Genomic DNA, 23,366 nt, shown 5'->3' with positions numbered 1-23,366 from the left:
GCCGCGGCTACTCGATGAGCGGCCGACCCATGTTGGTCGAGTAGCCGCGGAGCGGCGTATCGAGACCCGACGCGTCAGTGGGACGCGGTCGGCTCGCCGCGCTTCAGCACGCGCCGGACGCCCGTCAGCACGGCGACCACGATCAGGCCGAGCACGAGGCCGAAGATCATCGAGACGAAGGTGTCGGCGAGCCAGACGACGACCGGGCCGGCGCCCTCGACCGCGTGGGTGACGACGTGCACGAGGTCGTACGGGCCGTGCCAGAACGTCTCGGCCAGGTTCGCCGTGACGAGGTGCCCGCCGACCCAGAGCATCGCGAGCGTGCCGATGATGCTGATGGTGCGGAAGACGGCCGGCATCGACGCGACGATGCGCACGCCGAAGCGCCGGACGCCGCGCGCCGCGTTCTTCATCAGCCGCAGCCCGACGTCGTCGATCTTCACCAGCAGCGCGACCGCGCCGTAGACGAGCAGCGTCATGCCGAGGCCGACCACGGCGAGCGCCCCGAGCGTCCCGCCGAAGCCGAGGTCGGTGTCGAGTCCGTCGAGCGCGATCAGCATGATCTCGGTGCTGAGGATGAGGTCGGTGCGCACGGCGCCGAAGACGAGCTTCTTCTCGTCGCGCGCCTCCGTCTCGCCGGCCGCGTGGTGCACGCCGAACCACTCGAGCACCTTCTCCGCGCCCTCGAAGCAGAGGAAGGCGCCACCGACGATCAGCAGGTACGGCAGCACCCAGGGCGCGAACGACGAGAGCAGCAGCGCGATCGGGATGATGATCACGAACTTGTTGACGAGGCTGCCCAGCGCGATCTTCCAGACCACCGGCAGCTCGCGCGCCGGGGTCAGCCCCTGGACGTACTGCGGAGTGACGGCCGCGTCGTCGATGACGACACCGGCCGTCTTCGCGCTCGCCTTCAGGGCGGCGGTGAGGATGTCATCGACGACGGCGAGCAGGCCGACCGACATGGTTGCTCCTTAGCGAGGACGGGTGAGAGGCCTCACAGTATCGCCCGCGCTCCAGGTCTCGGCAGCACGCCTCAGCGCGGCGCCGGCCCCGTGCTCTCCCGCACGACGAGCTCCGTCGGCGTCAGCGTCACGCCCGAGCGCTCCCCCGACTCCAGCTCGCGCAGCAGGATGTCGACCGAGCGCCGCCCGGTGTCGCCGAACGACTGGTGCACGGTGGTCAGCGGCGGCCAGAAGCTCGCCGACTCCTCCATGTCGTCGAAGCCGACGACGCTGACGTCCCCGGGCACCGCGCGGCCCGCGTCGTGCAGCGCGCGGAGCACCCCGAGCGCCATCTGGTCGTTGGCGGCGAAGACCGCCGTCACCGACGGGTCCGCGGCCAGCACCTCCCCGATGCGGTGCCCGGACGCGCTCGACCAGTCGCCGACGAGCGCCTCGGGCACCGGGGCGCCCTGCGCGCGCAGCGTCGACTCCCAGGCCTCGCGGCGCCGCTCCGCGGAGTACGAGCGCTCGGGCCCGGCGACGTGGTGCACGGTCCGGTGGCCGAGCCCGAGCAGGTGCTCGACGGCCTGGCGCGCGCCCGAGACCTGGTCGGTGTCGACGACCGGGTAGCGATCGCCGCCCGCGGAGTCGACGACCACGACGGGCAGGTCGGGCGGCAGCACGATGTCGGCCTCGTCGAGCAGGTGCGCCTCCATGACGATGATGACGCCGTCGACCGCCTCCTCGCTCAGGCGGTGGAAGGCGACGGACACCTCGCCCTGCGTCGGGTGCGGGACGGGGATGAGGGTGATCGAGTAGCCGGCGTCGGCCGCCGCGACGGCGATGGCGTCGAGGGTGCGCATGTTGCCGAAGGAGGACAGCGTGAACATGATCACGCCGATGCTGTGGAAGCGGCCGGTGCGCAGGGCCCGCGCGGCGCTGTTGGGCCGGTAGCCGAGGTCGCGCATCGCCTCGAGCACGCGCTCGCGGGTCTCGGTGTCGACGTTCTGCTTGCCGTTGGACACCCGCGACACGGTCTGCCCGGACACGTTCGCGCGTCGCGCCACGTCGGCCATCGACACGCCCCGTCGGCGCGGGACGGCGGTCGCCGCGTTCGTCTCGATCGCCATGCCGTCCCTCCACGTGTCCCGCGCCGGCGGCGGAACATCGTTTCCCCATCGAAACCTAACGGATCGTGCGCGTGTTGACGTGGCCATGCTACGGTGGCGTTCTGCCATGTTGACGTGAACATGTCGGAACCGACCCCGAACGGAATCCCGCCGATGACGACGACGTCTCCCCCTGTCCCTCTGCGCGAGGTCACTCCGCCGGCCGCACCGCTCGCCGTCCCGCGCAGCCGGGCGAAGAGCGAGTGGAAGGGCCTGGCCTTCGTGGCCCCCTTCCTCGTGGTCTTCCTGCTGGTCTTCATCGCGCCGGTGATCTACTCGATCTACCTCAGCCTGTTCCGCGAGCAGCTCATCGGCGGCAACGCCTTCGTGGGCTTCGAGAACTACCTCGCGATCTTCCGCGACCCGAACTTCTGGGAGGGCTTCGGCCGCGTCCTGCTGTTCCTGGTCGTCCAGGTCCCGGTGATGCTGGTGCTCGCGCTCGTCGCGGCCCTCGCCATCGACAGCGGCCGCCTGCACGGCACCGGCTTCTTCCGCATCGTCGTCTTCCTCCCCTACGCGGTCCCCGCGGTCGTCGCGGTCCTGATGTGGGGCTTCATCTACGGCGACAACTTCGGCCTCACCGCCAACGTCAACGACCTGCTCGGCTCCGACCTGATCGCGCCGTTCTCGCGCGACTGGATCCTGGTCTCGATCGGCAACATCGTCACGTGGGAGTTCGTCGGCTACAACATGCTGATCTTCTACTCCGCGCTGAAGACGATCCCCGGCGAGCTCTACGAGGCGGCCGAGATCGACGGCGCCGGCCCGCTGCGGGTCATCCGCTCGATCAAGCTGCCCGCCCTTCGCGGCGCGATCGTCATCGCCTCGATCTTCTCGATCATCGGCAGCTTCCAGCTGTTCAACGAGCCGAACATCCTCCGGACGCTCGCGCCGAACATCATCACCACCTACTTCACGCCGAACATGTACGCCTACAACCTGTCCTTCGCGGGTCAGCAGTACAACGCGTCGGCCACGGTCGCCATCGTCATGGGCGTGATCACCGCGGTGATCGCCTACGTCGTGCAGCTCCGCGGCGCGCGCAAGGAGAACTGATGGCCATCGCAACCGCACCCCGCCCCACGCAGAGCAAGCCCGCCCCGGCGAAGCGCCCCGCCCGCCGCGGCTCCTCGGTCGCCCCGAAGAAGTCGATCGCCTTCACCCTGCTGATGTCGGCGTTCATCCTCTACAGCCTCGTGCCGCTCGCCTGGCTCGTGATCAACGCGACCAAGACTCAGGCCGGCCTGTTCTCGAGCTTCGGCCTCTGGTTCGACGGCGACTTCGTCCTCTTCCAGAACATCGCCGAGACGCTCACCTACCGCGACGGCATCTTCCTCCGCTGGCTCGGCAACACGCTGCTCTACGTGGTGGTCGGCGCGGGCGGAGCGACCCTGCTCGCCACGCTCGCCGGCTACGGCCTCGCGAAGTTCCGCTTCGCCGGGCGCAAGGCGGTCTTCGCGGTCGTCCTCGGCGCGATCGCCGTCCCCGGCACCGCGCTCGCCGTCCCGACCTTCCTGATGTTCAGCCAGCTCGGCCTCACCAACACCCCGTGGGCGATCATCATCCCCTCGCTGATCAGCCCCTTCGGCCTCTACCTGGTCTGGGTCTACGCGGTGGAGTCGGTGCCCACGGAGCTGCTCGAGGCGGCGCGGATGGACGGCGCGGGCGAGTTCCGCACCTTCTTCACCATCTCGATCCGCCTGCTCGCGCCCGGCATCGTCACCGTGCTGCTGTTCTCGGTCGTCGCGACCTGGAACAACTACTTCCTCCCGCTGATCATGCTGAGCGACCCGCAGTGGTACCCGCTCACGGTCGGCCTCAACCAGTGGAACGCGCAGGCCACCGGCGTCAGCGCCCAGCCGATCTACAACCTGGTGATCACCGGCTCGCTGCTGACGATCATCCCGATCGTCGTCGCGTTCCTCGGCCTGCAGCGCTTCTGGCAGTCCGGCCTCAGCGCCGGCAGCGTCAAGGGCTAGGCCCTCCGGCGTCACAGCCCCCCCACGAACCCCCACCCACCCCACAGCACGAAGAAGTGAAGGGAATCACCATGAAGATCGCCCACTCCGCCCTCCGGCGGACCTTGACGGTCGTCGCGGCCGCAGCACTCGCCGCGGGCTCGCTCGCCGCCTGCTCGTCCGGCGGCACCACCGGCGGCGGCACGACCGCCTCCGGCACCGCGGCCGACCTCGACGCCGCGCTCGAGACCGGCGGCAAGATCACCTACTGGAGCTGGACCCCCAGCGCCGAGGCCCAGGTCGCCGCGTTCGAGAAGGCGTACCCGAAGGTCGACGTCGAGCTGGTCAACGCCGGCACGAACAAGGACGAGTACACCAAGCTCGAGAACGCGATCAAGGCCGGCTCGGGCGCCCCCGACGTCGTCCAGATCGAGTACTACGCCATGCCGCAGTTCGCGCTGTCGGACTCGCTGCTCGACCTCTCGCAGTTCGGGATGAGCGACCTCGAGGACGAGTTCTCGGCGTCCACCTGGGGCAGCGTCAACATCGACGGCAAGCTCGTCGGCCTCCCGCAGGACTCGGGCCCCATGGCGATGTTCTACAACAAGAAGGTCTTCGACCAGTACGGCATCGCCGTCCCCACCACCTGGGACGAGTACATCGCCGCGGCCAAGGCCCTGCAGGCGGCCGACCCGTCGAAGTTCATCACCGCCGACACCGGCGACGCCGGCTTCGCGACCAGCATGATCTGGCAGGCGGGCGGCGAGCCCTTCACGACCGACGGCACGAACGTCACCGTGAACCTCGCCGACGAGGGCACCGAGAAGTGGACCGGCGTCTGGAACCAGCTCGTCGAGGGCGGCCTCCTCTCCGACACCCCCGCGTGGGGCGACGAGTGGTACAAGGGTCTCGGCGACGGCTCGATCGCCTCGCTGATCACCGGCGCCTGGATGCCCGGCGTGCTCGAGTCCAGCGTCCCCGACGCCTCCGGTGACTGGGCCGTCGCGCCCATCCCGACCTACGACGGCACCGCCGTCAGCGCCGAGAACGGCGGTGGCGGCCAGTCCGTCACCAAGCAGAGCGAGAACCCGGCGCTGGCCGCCGCGTTCCTGCGCTGGCTGAACAGCGACGAGGCCTCGGTCGACGTCTTCCTCGAGAGCGGCGGATTCCCGTCGACCTCGGCCGACCTCAGCAGCCCGGACTTCACCGGCGCCGAGTCCGAGTACTTCGGCGGCCAGAAGATCAACGAGGTGCTGACCCAGGCCTCGACGGACGTCCGTCCGGGCTGGTCGTACCTGCCCTTCCAGGTCTACGCGAACAGCGTCTTCGGCGACACCGTCGGCCAGGCCTACGCCAACAAGACGAGCCTCGACGACGGCATCGCCGCCTGGCAGAGCAAGCTCGTCGAGTACGGCAACGCTCAGGGCTTCACCGTCTCCGAGTAGCACTGTTCTCGAGTAGCACTGGCGGCGTTCGAGGCCGGTCGGATCCCTCCGGCCGGCCTCGACCCGTCCCACGATCCTGAGGGGGATCCCGCATGACCACCGCTCCCGACTCCACTGCGCCGACTGTTGCGCCCGAGAGCCGCTTCGCCATCGGCGCGACCGACTTCGAGCTCGACGGCAGGCCGCACCGCATCCTGTCGGGGGCGCTGCACTACTTCCGCATCCACCCGGACCTCTGGGCCGACCGGATCCGCAAGGCCCGCCTGATGGGCCTGAACACCATCGAGACCTACGTCGCCTGGAACGCGCACGAGCCCCAGCGCGGCGCGTGGCGCGAGGACGCCGGGCTCGACCTCGGCCGCTTCCTCGACCTGATCGCCGCCGAGGGCCTGCACGCGATCGTGCGCCCCGGCCCCTACATCTGCGCGGAGTGGAGCAACGGCGGCCTGCCCGCCTGGCTCCTCCGCGACCCCGAGGTGGGCGTGCGCCGCTCCGAGCCGCACTACCTCGCGGCGGTGAGCGAGTACCTCCGCCGGATCTCCGCGATCGTGGCGCCGCGCCAGATCGACGACGGCGGGCCCGTCGTGCTCGTGCAGATCGAGAACGAGTACGGCGCGTACGGCTCCGACAAGGAGTACCTCGCCGAGCTGGTCCGCGTCACCCGCGACAGCGGCATCACCGTGCCGCTCACCACGATCGACCAGCCGACCCCGCAGATGCTCGCCGACGGCAGCCTGCCCGGACTGCATCTGACCGGCTCGTTCGGCTCGCGCACGGCCGAGCGCCTCGCGACGCTGCGCGAATTCCAGCCCACCGGCCCGCTGATGTGCATGGAGTTCTGGTGCGGCTGGTTCGACGACTGGGGCACCCAGCACCACACCACGGACGCGGCGGCGTCGGCGAGCGAGCTCGACGCGCTGCTCGCGGTCGGCGGCTCGGTCAACATCTACATGTTCCACGGCGGCACCAACTTCGGCCTGACCAGCGGCGCGAACGACAAGGGCCGCTACGCCGCGATCACCACGAGCTACGACTACGACGCCCCGCTGAACGAGAGCGGCGACCCGACGGCGAAGTACTGGGCCTTCCGCGAGGTCATCGCGCGCTACGCGCCGGTGCCGGAGGAGGTGCCCGCGGTCTCCCCGCCGGCGCCGGTGCTCACCGCGCCGCTCGTGCCGGGCCCCGCGCTGCTCGGGCTCGACGCGGTCTTCGGGCCGGCGACGCGACTCGAGGCGATGGCGAGCTTCGACGACCTCGGGCAGGGCGACGGTTTCGTGCTGTTCACGACGACGCTCGACGCCGGTGCGGCTCCCGCCCGGCTGGTCGTCGGCGAGGAGGTGCGCGACCGCGCCTGGGTCCTGCTCGACGGCGTCCCGGTCGGCGTGCTCGCGCGCGACGACCACGAGCGGGCGATCACCCTGCCCCGCGGCATCGGCGAGCTGGCGGTCCTGGTCGAGGACCAGGGCCGGGTGAACTACGGCGAGCGGATCGGCGAGCACAAGGGGCTGATCGGCGGCGTGCGGCTGGACGGGGTCGAGCTCCGCGGCTGGGTCGCTCGGCCGCTGGCGCTCGAGTGCCTGCCCGAGTGCGGCAAGGTGCCCGGCAGCGGGTCGTTCGCGGCCGGACCGGGGCTCGCCTCCGGCTCCTTCGAGCTCGACGCGCCGGCCGACCTGCACCTCGACACGCTGCACTGGGGCAAGGGCCTGGTCTGGGTGAACGGCTTCCTGCTCGGCCGCTACTGGCGGCGCGGGCCGCAGCGCACGCTGATCGTGCCGTCGCCGGTCACCCGGGCGGGGCGCAACGAGGTGGTCGTGCTGGAGTTCGAGTCGATCGCGGAGCCGGAGATCCGGCTGCTCGCGCACGCGGACCTGGGGCACACGGAGATCTAGCGGGCTGCGGCGGGAGTGTCCGAGGCCTCTGCTAGCCTCGGGCCGCCTCCGCCCCGACGCACGGCGGAGCAGAGGGGGAACCACCATGACGCACACCACCGCCGCCCGAGCCGGAGTCGCCCGAGCCGGACTCGCCCTCACGGGCGCTCTGCTGCTCGCGCTGACCGGCTGCACCGCCGCCGCCGAGCCCGAGCCGACCGCCGAGGAGCTGCCGCAGCACACCGACGCCGAGCTGGCGACGATCTTCGACGACATCCAGTTCGTGCCCGCGGAGTTCACCAGCACCGAGGAGATGCTCGGGTCGGTCTACCCGGGGCTCACCGCGACGGACGCCTCCTGCCTCGCGCCGTTCGGCGTCGGCTGGGACGCGGACGACACGCTCACCGACGCGGGTCTCGCCTACGGCACGAGCGCCGACCGCTCGATGACCTCGGTCGTCACCAGCACCGGCGACGCGGACACCGCCTCCGCCCTCGTGGCCTCCGCCGAGGACGCGCTCGAGCGCTGCGCCGACGGCTCCGAGCTGTTCGCCCTGCAGGGCACCCCCGTGCAGACCACCGTCGAGCAGACCGAGCCCACCATCACGGGCACCGACGAGGCCGTCGGCTGGACCGTCACCGGCGACGTCGGCGGCGCCCCCTTCACCCTCGTCGGCATCACCACCCGCGTCGGCGGCGACGTCGTCGCCCTCGTCGGCTGGGACCCGTCGACGAACACCTCCTACGTCCCGCAGGCCACCCAGCTCTTCGTCGACGCCCTGTAGCGGCGCGCGAGTCGCCCACCGAGCGCTGCAGCCGGCCGAGCAGCCCGCAGAGCGATGGATACCGGCCCCATGCTGGTCGAGTAGCCCCGCAGGGGCGTATCGAGCGGCGAAGCCGCTTCGCGTCTCGGTGGTGAGGGAAAGGACGCGGCTCCGCCGCGTCCTGCTGGTCGAGTAGCCCCGCAGGGGCGTATCGAGACCCGCCACCACCAGCAGGGCGGGTCTGCAAGCCCGCATCCCCGCTCCGATGTCGGTGGTCCTTGCTTCAATACTCGTATGCCAGATGATGAGGATGCAGCAGCACTCGCGGAGGTGCGCGACTGCTTCGACGACTCCGCCGCCGCCGAGCGCGCCGCGTCCCCGACGCGCCTTCGGGCGGCGGAGCTGATGCACCGCGGCTACCGAAAAGCGCTCACCGTCCCGGAGGCGTTCGCCCGCGGTGCGACCCGCAGCGAGACTCGCGACCTGGTCGAGCGCTCCATTCGGGCCGAGCTGGCGGTGGCGTACGGCGAGTCGGAGCAGGAGGTCTCCCGCCGCCTCGAGACCGCGCAGCTCCTGATGGAGCACCTCCCGCTCACCCGCGCCCTGCTCCGCGACGGCCGGATCCTCTGGAAGGTCGGCGAGGCCATCTGCCGAACCGCCAGCAGCCTCCCGGAGACCTCCCGCGCGGCGCTCGACGAGCGCGCCGCCGACGCCGCCCTCACGATGACCACCACGCAGCTGCGCCGAGCACTCGGCCGCTGGCGCGAGGAACTGCACGAGCAACCCCTCGCCCAGCGCCACGCCCGCGCGAAGGAGGACCGCGCCGTCTGGGTCACGCCCGACATCGACGGGATGGCCACGCTCTGCCTCTACGGCCCGGCGCCCACCGTGATGGGCGCACACGACCGGCTCCGCCGCATCGCCCGCACCCTCCGCGACGAAGGCGACCCCCGCACTCTGCAGCAGCTCAGCGCAGACGCCGCGATCGATCTGCTCTGCGACGGCGACATCGCGGGGACCACGTCGAACGCCGACCACCGGCCCGACCCGACCTTCGTCCCCGGCATCCGCGCCGAGGTGCGACTCACCCTCGCCGCGTCCACCGCCGTCGGTCTCGACGACGCCCCCGCGGAGCTCGACGGCTACGGCCCCGTGCCCGCGGAGATCGCCCGCGAGCTCATCCGGACAGCTGCGTCTTTCACCCGCGTCCTGACCGATCCGGACACCGGCGCCGTCGTGTCCGTCGGACGCACCTGGCGCGTCCCACCACCTCAGATGCGCCTGCACCTGCAACTGCGCGACCAGACCTGCCGCTTCCCCGACTGCACCCGCAGCGCCAGCACGAGCGAGGCCGACCACACCCTCGAGTGGCGCAACGGCGGCGAGACCTCTCTCGAGAACCTCGTGAGTCTCTGCACGTCGCACCATCACGTCCGGCACGGGGACCAGTGGAGCTACAAGCGAATCGACGACCACGGCACGCTCGAATGGACGAGCCCAACCGGACGGCGCATCAGCAACCGGCCGCCACCCCTGCCCGGGCGCCCACCGGACCCGCCGCCGGGACCGCGCTTCAACGACGCCACCGCACCGTTCTGACGGTGGTGGATCTACTTGGAAGAGACGCCCGCAGACATGTTGGTCGAGTAGCCCCGCAGGGGCGTATCGAGACCCACCACCCCAAGGACGTCGGTCTCTTCCCCGCCCTGCGCTGGCGCCGAAGGCGCCCCCTCCGCTCGATACGCCCGCTGCGCGAGCTACTCGATCAGCATGCAGCGCTCGCTGCGCCGGCTACTGGACCAGCAGGCAGCGCTCGCTGCGCCGGCTACTGCATCAGCAGGCAGCGCCAAACGTCTGCGCGCCGATCAGCATGCTGCGCCCGCGGTACACGGCTACTCGATCGGCATGCTGCGCCGCTCGCGCTCGGCAGCGCGCCTTCCCTGCTGGTCGAGCAGCCCGAAGGGCGCCTTTCATGCTGGTCGAGCAGCCCGAAGGGCGCTTTTCCTGCTGGTCGAGCAACCCGAAGGACGCTTTTCCTGCTGGTCGAGCAACCCGAAGGACGCTTTTCCTGCTGGTCGAGCAACCCGAAGGACGCTTTTCCTGCTGGTCGAGCAGCCGGGAGGGCGCCTTTCATGCTGGTCGAGTAGCGCGCAGTGCGTATCGAGACCCGGCGTGAGCAGGCGCGCCTCCGCCGAGGTCCCGGCTCAGGTGGATCTCGATACGCCCGCTTCGCCGGCTACTCGATCAGCATGGGAGCGCAGCAGCTTCTCTCGTGTCCCTGTCCCTCCCTGCCGGTCGGGCAGCGCGCAGCGCGCATCGAGACCGCCGGCATCAGCTCAGCCAGGAGAGACGGCCGCCGTGCGGCGCGGCGAACGCGAGCGGCACCCCGTCCGCCGCCAGCAGGAACGGCGTGCGCTCGGGCGCCGTCAGCGCGGCGGCCCGCTCCCGGAGCGACGGCAGCAGCGCCTCCGCCTCGAGGGTCACCAGGCTCGCGCCCGCAGCGTCGACCGCGGCCAGCACCCGCTCGCGCGCGGCCCAGGGCAGGTACACCAGCGTCCCGAGCGACACCACGACCGCGCGCAACCCGCGCGGCACACCGGCGAGCACGCCCGGCAGCGCCTCCGCCGCATCGCCCGCGACGATCTCCGGCGGGTCCTCCCGCAGTGTCGCCACGGCGGCCCGGAGCCGCTCGGTGCGCTCCGGCCGGTCCGGCGGCAGCAGCGCCTCCAGCCAGGCGCGGTCCTCCGCCGAGCGAACATCGAGCGGACGCAGGTCCAGCCCGCGCCGCCAGGCGACGACCGGCAACCGGGACGGCGCCGCTCCTCCGGTCACCGCGCACTCGAGCACCGGCCCGCCCCGGCTCGGCTCACCCCGCCCCAGTCGAGTCGTGCCCTCCGTCCCCGCGAACGCGGACGAGTAGGAGTACGAGTACCGCTCCGGAGCCAGGCACAGCCCGGCCGAGGCGCCGATCTCGATCAGCGCGACCGGCTCCTCCGGCTCCGTGATCCGCTCCAGCGCCGCGACCAGCGGGGCGCAGCGCAACGCCTCGTTGGTCTGGGTGAGCCGCTCCGCCGCCACCGGCGCGACCCGCGGCCACTCCCGCCGCAGCCACTCCGCGAAGCCCGGGCCGTCCACCGCCGGCGCCCCGAGCAGCCGCGCTACCGAAAACAGCAGCGACGGCTGCCGATGCGCGGGCGGGAGCCCGTCGATCAGCGCGAGCAGTGCGTCATCGTCGGCGACGGCGAGCGCCCACTCGACCTGCAGCTCGGAGGTCTGCGCCAGCTCGACGGCGGCGCGGCGGTAGCGATCGGCAGTCGGCTCCATGCCCCCATCCTCCGCGATGTCCCATCCGCCGCGACGACCCGCTCAGCGCTCGAGGCGCGGCGGGTGGTCGCCGTGCCGGTGCACGATCCGCCAGCCCTGGCCGTCGAACCGGCGGTAGACGTGGGTGACGCGGATGACGAGCGGAGTCGCCTCCCGCCCGTCGATCCGCGTCGCGCCGATCTCGCGGCCCACCGTGTAGGCCAGATCACCCTCGACGTGGATCAGGTCGTAGTGCGGCGTCAGCCCGCCGCCGGCGAACCGGCTCGCGACCCAGCCGAGCGTCTCGTCGATCGCCGCGCGTCCCCGCTCGATCGTGCCGAACGCGCCGTACAGCGTGGAGTCGGCGGTGTCGGCCCAGCAGCGGCGGTAGGGCTCCGGGTCGCCCGCGGCCATCGCGGCGAGCGCCTCGCCCACGGCCTCGAGGGCGAGCACGAAGTCGGTCGGCAGCTCGGCGGCGTCCATGCGCGGACTCTACTCGCGCGGGCGCCTGCACTGTCGGTGACCTGCACTGTCGGTGGTCGCCGGTAGAACGGACGCATGTCCGGCACCCGTCAGCGCACACTCCATCAGCGCACCCTCCTCGACGTCCGCCGCATCTACGCCGAGCCCGCCGCGCTGGAGCTGCCCCGCGGGCGGGAGATCGTGGAGCGCTGGCCGGCGGCCGAGATCGTGCCGGTCGACTCGCACTGGAACATCCCGGAGGTGCACGGCGACGAGGCGAACGTCGCGCGCTGGGTGCGGATCAAGACGGAGGCGCTCGTCGTGGGCGTCAAGAAGTCGCTGGTCACCCGGCCCAACGGCCGCTCCGCCGACTTCATCGCCCCCTCCTCCGCGAACGGCTGCGCGATGGCCTGCGTCTACTGCTACGTGCCGCGGCGGAAGGGCTACAGCAACCCGATCACGGTCTTCGCGAACATCGAGCAGATCCAGCGCCACCTCGCCCGCCACATCGCGAAGCAGGGCGCGAAGACCGAGGCGAACCAGTGCGACCCCGAGGCCTGGGTCTACGACATCGGCGAGAACAGCGACTGCTCGGTCGACGCCCTGCTCAGCGACAACGTCCGCGACCTCTGCGAGCTGTTCCGGATGTCGCCGACCGCCAAGGCGTCGTTCGCCACCAAGTACGTCAACCGCGAGCTGCTCGAGTGGGACCCGCTCGGCCGCACCCGCATCCGCTTCTCGCTGATGCCCGCCGAGACGGCGAAGGTCACCGACGTCCGCACTTCGCCGATGGCCGAGCGGATCGCCGCGATCAACGACTTCGTCGACGCCGGCTACGAGGTGCACGTCAACTTCTCGCCGGTGATCCTCACCGAGACCTGGCAGCGCGACTGGACCGAGCTCTTCGAGCAGCTCGACGCGGCCCTGCACCCCCGAGCGAAGGCGCAGCTCGCCGCCGAGGTGATCCTGCTCACCCACAACGCGGGCCTGCACGAGGTGAACCTCGGCTGGCACCCGAAGGCCGAGGACCTGCTCTGGGCCCCGCGGATGCAGGAGTCGAAGGTCTCCGAGAACGGCGCCGTGAACATCCGCTACCGCCGCGACCTCAAGCGCGCCGCCCTCGACCGCTTCCTCGCCCTGCTCGCCGAGCGCCTGCCGTACTGCCGCGTCCGCTACGCGTTCTGAGCACCCGGCGCCGCGTTCCTGGGAGTCCGCCCGCCGGGCTCCGGGAGCGCTTCGCAAAGCGGATAGCTCCCCCCGTTCCAGGGTGGGTCCGCGTAGTTTCGGGGCACGGCCGTTCCGACGGCCACCAGCTCGACTCCCCCCTCCGCCCGGCACCCGGCAGAGGGAGTCACCGCCAGGGCCCTCGAGTCCGGCGGTGGGTCGGCCCGTCCGACCCGCACGACGTCCCGGCGCTCAGCCGGTTCCTCTTCAGCACGAGTCGCGGCCGACACCGCGACGCCTCACACAGAACGGCGGCTCCGCACATGGGCGCTCTCCTCTACGGCACTCCTGCCACCTCCCACGACATCGACGACCGCGCCCTGGCGCACCTGCAGATCGTGATGATCAACAAGTTCCGCCGCAACGAGGCCTTCGCCTTCCAGCTGGACGCGTCGAGCGCGCACGGCACCGGCCGGCAGACGCTCTGGCTGCACCCGACCATCCCGCTGCAGTTCTCCTTCCACGGCAGCCGCGTGCCCGCCATCAACGCCGCCTGGGTGCGCGCGCTGATGGAGGAGGCCAACAGCGGCCGCGGGCTGCGCATCGTCCCCGAGCCGGCCCAGCAGCCGGAATCGGCCCTCGCCACCGCCGCAGCCTGATCCGCCGCGGGGTCCGGGGGAGGGGAGCAGGCGCATGACGACGACGACGCACGACCGCGACCTCTGGGCCCCGGACTTCCTCCAGCTGGCCGGGCAGGTCGACCGGAACGCGGTCTTCACCTGCTCCACCACGGTCGGCGGCGTCACCGGCTCGCTCTGCGTCACCGAGGGCGTCCTGACCCTCGTCGGCTCGCAGCCGACCGTGCAGCTGCGCGCGGCCGACATCCGCTCCTGGTGGGACACTCCGGCGAGCGGAACCTTCTCGCTCGACGTCGAATCGCGCGCGCGGCACTCGGTCGTGCTGCTCTCGCAGTTCCGCGGCGCCACGGTGCACGCCATGACGCAGGCCTTCGGGCCGCGCAGGCGGCGCAGCGCTGCCTAGAGCCGTGTCCGCCTAGCGAACTTCTGCGCGGCGGCACTCGACGTCGATGCGGACGCATGCGACGCTGGTCGCGATGGACGACTCGAGCGACGAGGTGATCCGCTCCGACATCGGCGGGCGGGACTTCGAACAGGCGCGCGCGCTGCTCGAATCGGTGTACAACGGCCACCGCTTCTCGGTCGAGCCGGGCGCGGACTTCTCCTACCGCTACACCTCGGTCGGCGACGGCGACGTCACCCTGCGCGGCAGCCAGTTCGCCGGCTCGATCGAGGGCCGGATCCAGACCGAGGGCGAGTACGTCGTCTCCTGGCTCACGGCCGGCGAGGGCGTCACCGACCTCGACGGCGAGCCGATGCGTCAGATCTACGGCAAGCCCTCGATCTTCGTCACCGGCCGCCCGAACGCCTTCGAGTTCCACGACTACCGGCAGAACCTCATCCACTTCGACGGCCACTACCTCGAGAGCGTCGCCGAGGAGGTCGAGGGCACCGCGGGCGGACCGCTGCTGTTCGACACCACCGCGCGTCCCGAGGGGGAGGCGCTGCGCCGCTGGTCGGCCACTGTCGCCGCGGTCGCCCGGGTGATCTACGACGTGGACAGCTCCGCCCTGCTGCGCCGCGAGGCCGACCGCGCGGTCGCCGTGGCACTGCTCGAGACCTTCCCGCACGAGTCGCTCACCGCGCCGACCGACCTCGCCGTCCCGCGCAGCGGGCGCCTGCGCACCGCGATCGAGTTCATGTACGCGCACGCGCACGAGCCGATCCGCACGGAGACGATCGCCGAGGCCTGCGGGGTGGGGCTGCGCACCCTGCAGTCCGAGTTCCGCCGCGAGTTCGGCTTCACCGCGGTCGACTACCTGCGCCGCATCCGGCTCGACGCCGTCCGCAAGGAGCTGCGCGCCAAGGAGTCGGGCCAGGTCAGCGTGACCGAGGTGGCGCGCCGCTGGGGCTTCGCGCACCTCGGCCGCTTCTCGGCCTCCTACGCGCACCGCTTCGGCGAGCGGCCGAGCACGACACTCGAGTCGTAGCCGGACCCGCGCGGCGCTGCCTAGAAGAAGTCCCCGCCGGTGTCGTGATCCTCGGTCGCCCGCGCCTCGGTGGTGGGCCGGGCCGGCAGCAGCCGCCGCGTCTTGTCGCGCATCGACTCGACCGCCTCGTCGTCGTCGAGGTCGATGCCGCGGTCGAGCGCCGGGCTGGTGAAGAGCTGGCTGGCGGGCCCGAGCAGCAGGCGCGTCTCGCCGCGCAGCCCCTCGTCGGACAGTCCCGGCACGACGACGAGGTCGGACTTCCCGACGTTCGCCAGGGCCTGGGCGTACTCGACGACCGCGGTGCACACCGCGTCCCCCAGCAGCACGAATCCGCTCGCGTAGTACAGCTTCTGCATCGTGTTCCCCTCTCGCGCGCGCACGACCGCGCCGAGATCCGACGCTAGAACGCGGGGCTGGACGCTCCCACCCCCTTGACGAGCGGCGCTACTCCGCCTCGCGCGCCACCGTCTCGAGCCGGGCCACGTGCTCCGGCCACCACTCGGCGGGGACCGGCGGCAGGTTGTCGCCCGGTGTGCGCAGCCCGACCCGGCCGTCGATCAGCTCGCGGACGATGTCGGCGTGCCCCGCGTGCCGGTGGGTCTCGGCGGTGAGGTGCACGAGGATCCGGTGCAGCGTCACGTCGCGGTTCGTCCACCAGGGTACGAACCCCGGAGCGTCGAGGTCGAGCGCGGCCACCGTCGCGTCCGAGTGCGCCCAGACCCGGCGGTACCGCTCCACCACCTGCTCCCGCGACTCCTCGGCCGTCGCCCACATGTCGGCGTTCGGCTCGGCGTCCTCCGCCATCCACGGCAGCGGCTCGGGGAACGGCCGGCCGAAGACGTCGCCGAGGTAGCCCGCCTCCGTCCCCGAGACGTGCTTCACCAGGCCGAGCAGATTGGTGCCGGTGGGCACCAGCGGGCGGCGGAGGTCGTACTCCCCCAGACCGTCGAGCTTCTGCAGGAGGGCGTCGCGGCCCTCCTGCAGATAGCGGAGGAGAGTCTGCTTCTGATGGGCGCTGCTCGGATCGGTGCTGCTCATGCCCCCAGCCTGGCCCGACCCTCAGAGCACCGCCACCCGCGCGTCCTCGCGGACGACCTCGGTCAGCACGGTCCGCCGCGACTCGGCGCCGATCGGCGACACCTCGCCGACCAGCACGACCTCTGCGGTCGTCTCCTTCGAGGCGCAGTCCGGCCCGACCCAGAGCTCGACGAGCCCCGGCTCGACGGAGCGCACCCCGCGGCGGTCGGTGAAGGCCAGCCGCGCGGCGGGGACGTCGAAGCTCACGAGCGCCTCCTCCCCCGCGGCGAGTGCGACCCGCGCGTAGCCGAGCAGCTGCGCGACGGGGCGGGTGACGGAGGCGACCACGTCGCGCGCGTAGAGCTGCACGACGTCGACGCCGTCGCGGTCGCCGGTGTTGCGCACCCGAACGGAGGCGGTGAAGGCGCCGTCGGTCGCCGCCTCGCCCGATTCCAGCGCGAGCCCGGACCGGGTGAACGCTGTGTACGTCAGCCCGTGCCCGAACGGCAGCACCGGCGTGCTGTCGGCGCTGGTCACGTCCGAGGGCCCGCCGAGGATCGGGTGCAGGTAGGAGAACGGCTGCGCCCCGGCCGAGCGCGGCAGCGAGACCGGCAGCCGCCCGGACGGCGCGACCCGGCCGGAGAGGACGCCCGCGATCGCGCCGGCCCCCTCCTCCCCGGGGAAGAACGCCTGGAGCACCGCCGCGGGGGCGGAGGCACCGCGGATCGCCCAGTCGATCGCGTAGGGGCGGCCCGTGAGCAGCACCAGGGCGACCGGCGTGCCGGTGGCCACGACCGCCTCGACCAGCTCGCGCTGACGGCCGGGCAGCTCGAGGCTCTCGACGTCGTTGCCCTCGCCGACGGTGCCGCGGCCGAAGAGCCCGGCCCGGTCGCCGACGACGAGCACGGCGATCTCCGCGTCGCGGGCGGCCTCGACGGCCTCGGCGATTCCGGCGGTGTCGGCGGAGGAGTCGTCGCCCTCCACCGAGCAGCCCTCGGCGAGGAGCAGCTCGCTCCCCGGGAACTCGGCGACGAGCGCCTCCCGGACCGTCGGGATCTCGAAGCCGAGCGGCACGCCCTCGTGGTGGGCGAGCACGTGGTTGGCGAAGGAGTAGCAGCCCATCAGGGCCGGCGCGCTGTCGGCGTTCGGACCGATCAGGGCGATCCGACGCGGCGGTGCCGTCTCACCGGGCCGGGCGAGCGGCAGCACGCCGTCGTTCGTCAGCAGCACGAGCGACTCCTCGGCCAGGCGGCGCGCGAGGTCGCGGTGCGCGGGCGAGTCGAGGTCGATCGACTCGGGCGGGTCGTCGAAGCGGGCGTCGAGCAGGCCGAGCCGCTCCTTCTGCGCGAGCACCCGCAGCAGCGCGCGGTCGACGATCGCCTCGTCGGCGCCGCCGGAGCGGATCCGCTCGGCGAGCGGCGCGAGGAACGCGTCGCCGGTCGGCAGCTCCACGTCGATGCCCGCCTCCAGCGCGAGCTGCGCGGCCTCGCCGAGGTCGGCGGCGACGGCGTGCATCAGGTGCAGGAAGGCGACCGAGAAGTAGTCGGCCACCACCACGCCGTCGAAGCCCCAGCGCTCGCGGAGGACGCCGGTGAGGTAGGCCGGCGTCGCGCCGACCGGGTCGCCGTCGATCTCCGCGTAGGAGTTCATCACCGAGCGGGCGCCGCCATCGCGGATCGCCATCTCGAACGGCGGGAGCAGCACGTCCGCGATCTCGCGCGGTCCGGCGTGCACCGGCGCGTGGTTGCGGCCGCCGCGCGAGGCGGAGTAGCCGATGAAGTGCTTGAGCGTCGCGTCGACGCCCGCCGACTGCAGCCCGCGCACATAGGCGGTGCCGATCGTGCCGACCACGTACGGGTCCTCGGCGATGCACTCGTCCACCCGGCCCCAGCGCGGGTCGCGGATCACGTCGAGCACGGGGGCCAAGCCCTGGTGGATGCCGAGCTCGCGCATCGAGCCGCCGATGGCCGCCGCCATCTGCTCGACGAGCTCGGGGTCGAACGAGGCGCCCCAGGCCAGCGGAGTCGGGAAGGTCGCCGCCTTCCAGGCCGCCAGCCCGGTCAGGCACTCCTCGTGCACGATCGCCGGGATGCCCAGCCGGGTCTCCTCGACCAGCCGGCACTGCTCGGCCCACAGCCACTGCGCGCGCTCGACCGGATCGACCGGGCGGGTGCCGTAGACGCGGGTGAGCTGGCCGATGCCCTCGCGGGTCGCGTCGGCGTAGCCGGTGGAGGTGGCCATCTCGCCGGCCAGCGGCGCGACGACCTCGCCGCCCTGATCGACCCAGTAGCCGACGAGCTGGGTGAGCTTCTCCTCCAGCGTCATCCGGCCGATCAGGTCGGCGACGCGCGCGGAGGGGGCCGGCGTCTCGGTGGTCGGGCTCTCGTTCTTGTCGGTCCTGTGGGTCATGGAGGTCATCCCTTCACCGCTCCGGTGAGTCCGCCGACGATGCGGCGCTCGAAGACGCTGAAGAAGATCAGCGCCGGGATCATCGACAGCGACACGAAGGCGAGCACCTTCGCCGTGTCGACGGAGTACTGCGACGAGAAGGCCTGCACACCCAGTGGCAGGGTGAAGCTCGACTCGTCGTTGAGGATGAACAGCGGCAGCAGGTAGCTGTTCCAGCTCGCGATGAAGGCGAGGATGCCCGTCGTGATCACGCCCGGCATCGCCAGGCGGACGACCATCCGCCAGAAGAAGCCGATCCGGCTGCAGCCGTCGATGAAGGCGGCCTCCTGGATCTCGTCGGGGATCGCCCGCAGGAACGGCACCAGGATGATGATCGTCGTCGGCAGGCCGAACGCGATCTGCGGGAGCACGACGCCGGCGAGCGAGTTCATCAGGCCGAGGCTCTTGATCACCAGGTAGAGCGGGGTGATCGCGACGGTCATCGGGAACATCAGGCCGGCGGCGAAGAGCGCGTAGAACACGCCCCGGCCGCTGAAGCTGTAGCGGGCGAGCACGTAGCTCGCCATCAGCCCCAGCACGACGACGCCGAGGGTGGTCGCCCCGGCCGCGATCGCCGAGTTGCCGACCTCCTGCCAGAAGATGCCGCCGGTGATCACGTCGAGGTAGTTCTGCACGTTCCACGGCGCGGGGAAGCCGGACGGGTCGGTGGTGATCTGCGCGTTCGTGCGGAACCCGCCGATGATGATGTACGCGACCGGCGCGAGCATCAGCGCGATCACGACGATCGCGACGACGTAGGCGATGATCGTGCCGCGGCCCAGCGGGCGGCGGCGCGGCTTCGGCGGCCGCGGCGCGAGCGGAGTGGTCGCGGTGGGGGGCTTGGTGCCCGGGGGCACGGCGGTCAGGGTGCTCATCGCACGGCTCCCATCAGGATCGATCCGGTCACTTCTTGTCTCCGGTCAGTGCGCCTTCGGTGTCCCGCCGGAGCACGAAGCGCTGGTAGAGCAGCGCGACGATCAGCGAGACGAGGAACAGGACCACGGCGACCGCGTTGCCGTAGCCGTAGTTGCCGGCGTTGCGGCCGTTGGTGACGAGGTAGGTCGCCATGGTCGAGGTGCCGGCGGTGGAGGACACGTACTGCCCCCAGATGATGTAGACGAGGTCGAACAGCTGCAGCGCGCCGATGATCGACAGGAACGCCCAGATCCGCAGGGTCGGAGCGAGCAGCGGCAGGGTGATCCGCCGCTGCACCTGCCAATAGGAGGCGCCGTCGATCGACGCGGCCTCGGACAGCTCCTCCGGGATGCCCTGGAGGCCGGCGAGGAAGAGGATCACGGCGAAGCCGATGTACTTCCACGTGATGATCAGCATCAGGGTCCAGATGGCGATCGCCGGGTCCGAGAGCCAGTCCTGCTTCAGCGCGCCGAGCCCGACCTTCTCCAGGAAGCCGTTGACGGCGCCGCTGGTCTGGAGCATCAGGCTCCAGCCGGTGCCGACGACGACCTCGGAGATCACGTAGGGCACGAAGATCAGGACGCGGATGATCGACTGCCCGCGCAGCTTGCGGTTGAGCAGCAGCGCGATCAGGATCGCGGCCGGCCCCTGCAGCACGAGCGAGAGCACCACGATCGTGCCGTTGTGGGTGAGCGCCTCGTGGAAGGTCGGGTCCTGCAGGATCGTCAGGTAGTTCTTGAACCCGACGAAGTCGGTGGGGACGCCGTAGCCCTGCCAGCTGAAGAAGCCGTAGTACGCCGCCATCACCACCGGGAAGATGACGAAGGCGAGGAAGACGATCAGCGCCGGGCCGACGAGGATCGCGACCTCGAGGCGGCCGGACCAGCCGAGGCCCCGCCTTCGCCGCAAGGCGGGGCCGGCAGTGGTCGTCACGGTCAGGCCTTGGCCGCGGCCGCGTTGACAGCCTCGACGAGCTGCTCCGGGTCGCTCTTGCCGGCGAGCAGGTCGACGACGGCGACGTTCAGCGCGTTGCCGACGTTCTGGCCGTAGACGGTGTCGAGCCACTGCGAGACGTAGGGCGCCGAGTTGTACGCGGCGAGGATGTCCTGCAGGTACGGCTCGGTGACGGCCTCCTGCGCGACGGTGTTCACCGGCGGCGCGTTGAAGGCGGCATAGTACTCCTTCTGCACGTCGGAGGTGGCGAGGTAGTTCAGGAAGTCGACGCACTCGTCGGGTGCCGCGGCGGAGCAGGAGTAGCCGTCGACGCCGCCCATGATCGAGCCGGGTGCGCCGTCGCCGCCGTCCACCTCGGGGAAGGGGAACCAGCCGAGGTCCGGCAGCGGCTTCTCGTCGGGAGTGAGCGAGGCGATGACGCCGGGGTTCCAGGCGCCCATCAGCTCCATGCCGGCCTGGTGGTTGGCCAGGAGTCCGGCCGAGGAGCCGGCGCCCTGCTGGGCGGCGGTGGTGAGGAAGCCCTCGTTGAACGGCTCGGTGCCGGCGAAGGACTGCAGGTCCTCGCCCGCCTTCAGCCAGCAGTCGTCCGAGAAGTCCTTGGAGTCGGCCGCCTCGGCCAGGGTGTCGGCGCTGCACTCGCGCAGCGCGAAGAAGTAGAACCAGTGCGCGGCGGGCCAGGCGTCCTTGGCGCCGAGCGCGATCGCCTGGGTGCCGCTGCCCTTGAGCGCGGTCACCGCGGAGTCGAGCTCGTCGAGCGTCTTCGGGGTTTCGGCGATGCCGGCCGCGGTGAAGAGGTCCTGGCTGTAGAAGACGCCGCCGGGGAGCACGGCCACGGGCATCGCCCAGACCTTGTCGTCGAGCGTGTTCGCCAGGAACGAGCCCTCGGGGATCTCGCTGCGCGCCTGGTCGGAGACGCCGTCGGTGATGTCCTTGACGAGGCCGCCCGCGACCATCGCCGCGAGCTTGCCGCCGCCGCGCTGGAGGAAGATGTCTGGGGCGTCGCCCGAGTTGAGCGCCGTCTGCAGCTTGCCGTCCAGGTCCTCGTTCTGGATGGCCTGCGACTCGATGGTGACGCCCGGGTTGGCGGCCTCGAAGTCGGCGATCGTCTTCTCCCAGAACTCCTGGCCGGGGCCGGTGGTGGAGTTCTGCCACAGGGTCATCGCGACGGTGCCGTCGGAGGATCCCGCGTCCTGGGCGGAGCAGCCGCTGAGGGCCGCCGCCGCGCCGAGCAGGGCCACAGTGGCCACCGCCGTCTTCCTGAATGCTGATCTCGTGAACTTCATCGTTCGAACCGTTCTCTTCGCTGAGAGGCGCCGCCAGGGAGAGCGGCGCCGGGGTGCACCCGTCCGGGGGCGGGCAGGCCCAGTCTCAGATCGGGCGACGCGAACGGCAAACGTTTTCGAAACCATTTTCCATTTTCGAGAACGCGCTCTCTTCGCCGCCGTCCCGTCGCCTCGCAGCGGGGTCTATGGTCGAGCCCATGAGCCTCCGCCCGACCATCCACGACGTCGCCGCCGCCGCCGGCGTCTCGGTCGCGACCGTGTCGAAAGCGGTGAACGGCCGCTACGGCATCGCGCCGGCGACGGCGAACCGGGTGCTCGAGATCGTCCGCGAGCTCGGCTACGAGTCGAGCCTCGTCGCGAGCAGCATGCGCTCGCGGCACACCGGCGTGATCGGCGTGCTCGTCGCGGGCTTCGAGCCGTTCAGCGCCGAGATCCTCAAGGGCGTCGGCTCGGTGCTGCGCCGGTCGCGCTTCGACCTGCTCGCCTACAGCGGCTCACACGAGGGCGAGCAGGAGGGCTGGGAGCGGCGCTCGCTCAGCCGGCTCAGCGGCACCCTGATCGACGGCGCGATCATGGTCACCCCGTCGGTGGTCAGCGCCCCGTCCGACATCCCGCTCGTCGCGGTCGACCCGCACACCGGCCGGGCCGACCTGCCGACCGTCGAGTCCGACAGCTTCGGCGGCGCGCTCCAGGCGGTGCGGCATCTCGTCGCACTCGGTCACCGGCGGATCGGCTTCGTCGCCGGCCGCGTCGACCTCCGCTCCGCCCGGCTGCGCGAGGCCGGCTACTGCGCGGGGCTGTCGGAGGCGGGGATCGCGTTCGACGAGCGGCTGCTCCGGGTGGGCAGCTACCACCACGACGCGGCGCGGCTGCCGGCGTCGTCGATGCTCTCGCTGGCCGACCGGCCGACCGCCGTCTTCGCCGCGAACGACGTCTCGGCGCTGGCGATCATCGAGACCGCGGCGCACCTGGGGCTCGCCGTGCCGCACGACCTCTCGGTGGTCGGCTTCGACGACGTGCCGGAGGCGGCCCGCTTCGACCCGCCGCTCACGACGATCCGCCAGCCGATGCAGACCCTCGGCGCGACGGCGGCCGAGATGCTGATCGCGCTGATGGCGGGCGGCACTCCCCCGTCGCTGCACGTGCAGCTGCCGACCCAGCTGGTGCGCCGCGCGACGACCGCGCCGCCGTCGATGCGGAGGACGCCGTGACGCCGGACGACGTGACGCCGGTCGAGGGCCGGGCCGAGCCCCGCGAAGCGCACGACGAGCTCTTCGACGCGCTGGTGTTCGTCGACCTCCCCGTGCTCGACGCACTGCTCGACACCCGCTTCGTGATCGAGCACCCGACCGGGCTCGTGCAGTCGAAGCTCGACTGGATGGACGACATCGCCGAGGGCCTGAAGGAGTACCACGCCATCGACCACGTCGAGAGCGCGGTCTCCGGCACGGCAGCGCATCCGGTGCTCGTCTCACGCACGCTGACCGAGGCGACGATCGGCTCGCTGCATGCCACCTGGCGGCTGCAGCTGACGAGTCGCCTCGTGCCCGTGGGCGACGAGTGGGTGATCACCCGCACGACCGTCACCACCTGGTGACGCGACCC

22 protein-coding genes are annotated in these 23,366 nt (G+C 71.6%); 12 read left to right on the top strand and 10 right to left on the bottom strand.

Annotated elements, in window-relative coordinates; translation table 11 throughout:
• Positions 1-74 precede the first annotated feature (74 nt).
• Both HQQ86_RS16520 and HQQ86_RS16515 read right to left on the bottom strand, forming a co-directional pair.
• Positions 75-965: a DUF808 domain-containing protein gene (locus tag HQQ86_RS16520; protein WP_173289320.1), complete on the bottom strand. Its 891-nt coding sequence runs from the start codon at positions 963-965 to the stop codon at positions 75-77.
• A gap of 71 nt (positions 966-1,036) precedes the next feature.
• Positions 1,037-2,074 carry a LacI family DNA-binding transcriptional regulator gene (locus HQQ86_RS16515; RefSeq protein WP_173289319.1) on the bottom strand — a complete coding sequence of 346 codons (1,038 nt, stop codon included), beginning with the start codon at positions 2,072-2,074 and terminating at the stop codon, positions 1,037-1,039.
• Between the two features lie 153 nt (positions 2,075-2,227).
• On the opposite strand from HQQ86_RS16515, the gene HQQ86_RS16510 reads away from it, so the two are divergent.
• From HQQ86_RS16510 to HQQ86_RS16485, 6 genes are all read left to right on the top strand, one after another.
• The gene (locus tag HQQ86_RS16510) at positions 2,228-3,169 is read left to right on the top strand and encodes a carbohydrate ABC transporter permease (protein ID WP_123444496.1); all 942 of its coding nucleotides are present in this window, start codon (positions 2,228-2,230) and stop codon (positions 3,167-3,169) included.
• Positions 3,169-4,092, top strand: coding sequence for a carbohydrate ABC transporter permease (locus tag HQQ86_RS16505; RefSeq protein WP_173289318.1), 924 nt, complete (start codon positions 3,169-3,171; stop codon positions 4,090-4,092). Before HQQ86_RS16510 ends, HQQ86_RS16505 begins: the two co-directional genes overlap by 1 nt.
• Before the next feature lie 71 nt (positions 4,093-4,163).
• Positions 4,164-5,516 (top strand): sugar ABC transporter substrate-binding protein, encoded by a 1,353-nt coding sequence (locus tag HQQ86_RS16500; RefSeq protein WP_173289317.1) that lies wholly within the window; start codon positions 4,164-4,166, stop codon positions 5,514-5,516.
• A 92-nt stretch (positions 5,517-5,608) separates the two neighbouring features.
• A complete protein-coding gene (locus tag HQQ86_RS16495) occupies positions 5,609-7,405 on the top strand; it encodes a beta-galactosidase family protein (RefSeq protein ID WP_173289316.1) in 1,797 nt (598 codons plus the stop codon).
• A gap of 85 nt (positions 7,406-7,490) precedes the next feature.
• Positions 7,491-8,168, top strand: a complete 678-nt coding sequence (locus HQQ86_RS16490; protein WP_173289315.1) for a hypothetical protein — start codon at positions 7,491-7,493, stop codon at positions 8,166-8,168.
• Positions 8,169-8,441: 273 nt separating this feature from the next.
• On the top strand, positions 8,442-9,746 hold the full coding sequence (locus tag HQQ86_RS16485) for an HNH endonuclease signature motif containing protein (protein ID WP_173289314.1): 1,305 nt from the start codon (positions 8,442-8,444) through the stop codon (positions 9,744-9,746).
• A 732-nt stretch (positions 9,747-10,478) separates the two neighbouring features.
• Here the strand turns inward: HQQ86_RS16485 and HQQ86_RS16480 are convergent.
• Both HQQ86_RS16480 and HQQ86_RS16475 read right to left on the bottom strand, forming a co-directional pair.
• Positions 10,479-11,471: a DUF2332 domain-containing protein gene (locus HQQ86_RS16480; protein ID WP_173289313.1), complete on the bottom strand. Its 993-nt coding sequence runs from the start codon at positions 11,469-11,471 to the stop codon at positions 10,479-10,481.
• A 42-nt stretch (positions 11,472-11,513) separates the two neighbouring features.
• Entirely contained in the window at positions 11,514-11,933 is a 420-nt protein-coding gene (locus HQQ86_RS16475) for a DUF4440 domain-containing protein (RefSeq protein WP_173289312.1), read from the bottom strand.
• Positions 11,934-12,008: 75 nt separating this feature from the next.
• On the opposite strand from HQQ86_RS16475, the gene HQQ86_RS16470 reads away from it, so the two are divergent.
• The 4 genes from HQQ86_RS16470 to HQQ86_RS16455 all read left to right on the top strand — a co-directional run bounded on the left by HQQ86_RS16470 (position 12,009) and on the right by HQQ86_RS16455 (position 15,144).
• Complete coding sequence (locus tag HQQ86_RS16470; RefSeq protein ID WP_173289311.1) at positions 12,009-13,097, top strand: spore photoproduct lyase family protein; 1,089 nt, start codon at positions 12,009-12,011, stop codon at positions 13,095-13,097.
• Between the two features lie 302 nt (positions 13,098-13,399).
• Positions 13,400-13,735: an ATP-dependent DNA ligase gene (locus tag HQQ86_RS16465; protein WP_173289310.1), complete on the top strand. Its 336-nt coding sequence runs from the start codon at positions 13,400-13,402 to the stop codon at positions 13,733-13,735.
• Between the two features lie 34 nt (positions 13,736-13,769).
• On the top strand, positions 13,770-14,117 hold the full coding sequence (locus tag HQQ86_RS16460; protein ID WP_173289309.1) for a hypothetical protein: 348 nt from the start codon (positions 13,770-13,772) through the stop codon (positions 14,115-14,117).
• 73 nt (positions 14,118-14,190) lie between these two features.
• Positions 14,191-15,144 (top strand): AraC family transcriptional regulator, encoded by a 954-nt coding sequence (locus tag HQQ86_RS16455; protein WP_173289308.1) that lies wholly within the window; start codon positions 14,191-14,193, stop codon positions 15,142-15,144.
• A 20-nt stretch (positions 15,145-15,164) separates the two neighbouring features.
• Here HQQ86_RS16455 and HQQ86_RS16450 read toward each other — a convergent pair whose 3' ends face one another.
• The 6 genes from HQQ86_RS16450 to HQQ86_RS16425 all read right to left on the bottom strand — a co-directional run bounded on the left by HQQ86_RS16450 (position 15,165) and on the right by HQQ86_RS16425 (position 21,761).
• Positions 15,165-15,500: a hypothetical protein gene (locus tag HQQ86_RS16450; RefSeq protein WP_173289307.1), complete on the bottom strand. Its 336-nt coding sequence runs from the start codon at positions 15,498-15,500 to the stop codon at positions 15,165-15,167.
• A gap of 88 nt (positions 15,501-15,588) precedes the next feature.
• A complete protein-coding gene (locus HQQ86_RS16445; protein ID WP_173289306.1) occupies positions 15,589-16,182 on the bottom strand; it encodes a DinB family protein in 594 nt (197 codons plus the stop codon).
• Between the two features lie 21 nt (positions 16,183-16,203).
• Positions 16,204-18,570, bottom strand: coding sequence for a glycoside hydrolase family 3 N-terminal domain-containing protein (locus HQQ86_RS16440; RefSeq protein ID WP_173289305.1), 2,367 nt, complete (start codon positions 18,568-18,570; stop codon positions 16,204-16,206).
• A 5-nt stretch (positions 18,571-18,575) separates the two neighbouring features.
• Positions 18,576-19,484: a carbohydrate ABC transporter permease gene (locus tag HQQ86_RS16435; RefSeq protein ID WP_173289304.1), complete on the bottom strand. Its 909-nt coding sequence runs from the start codon at positions 19,482-19,484 to the stop codon at positions 18,576-18,578.
• A 28-nt stretch (positions 19,485-19,512) separates the two neighbouring features.
• Positions 19,513-20,457 (bottom strand): carbohydrate ABC transporter permease, encoded by a 945-nt coding sequence (locus HQQ86_RS16430; protein WP_367948692.1) that lies wholly within the window; start codon positions 20,455-20,457, stop codon positions 19,513-19,515.
• A 2-nt stretch (positions 20,458-20,459) separates the two neighbouring features.
• Complete coding sequence (locus HQQ86_RS16425; protein WP_173289303.1) at positions 20,460-21,761, bottom strand: extracellular solute-binding protein; 1,302 nt, start codon at positions 21,759-21,761, stop codon at positions 20,460-20,462.
• 197 nt (positions 21,762-21,958) lie between these two features.
• Here HQQ86_RS16425 and HQQ86_RS16420 point away from each other — a divergent pair, with 197 nt between their 5' ends.
• Together HQQ86_RS16420 and HQQ86_RS16415 are read left to right on the top strand one after the other, a co-directional pair.
• Entirely contained in the window at positions 21,959-22,972 is a 1,014-nt protein-coding gene (locus tag HQQ86_RS16420; RefSeq protein ID WP_173289302.1) for a LacI family DNA-binding transcriptional regulator, read from the top strand.
• Entirely contained in the window at positions 22,969-23,358 is a 390-nt protein-coding gene (locus HQQ86_RS16415; protein WP_173289301.1) for a nuclear transport factor 2 family protein, read from the top strand. Before HQQ86_RS16420 ends, HQQ86_RS16415 begins: the two co-directional genes overlap by 4 nt.
• Positions 23,359-23,366: the final 8 nt, after the last annotated feature.

Origin of the sequence: Rathayibacter sp. VKM Ac-2857 (assembly GCF_013205025.1) — a bacterium.
GTDB lineage: Bacteria > Actinomycetota > Actinomycetes > Actinomycetales > Microbacteriaceae > Rathayibacter.
This window is presented reverse-complemented; position numbering and strand designations above follow the sequence as displayed.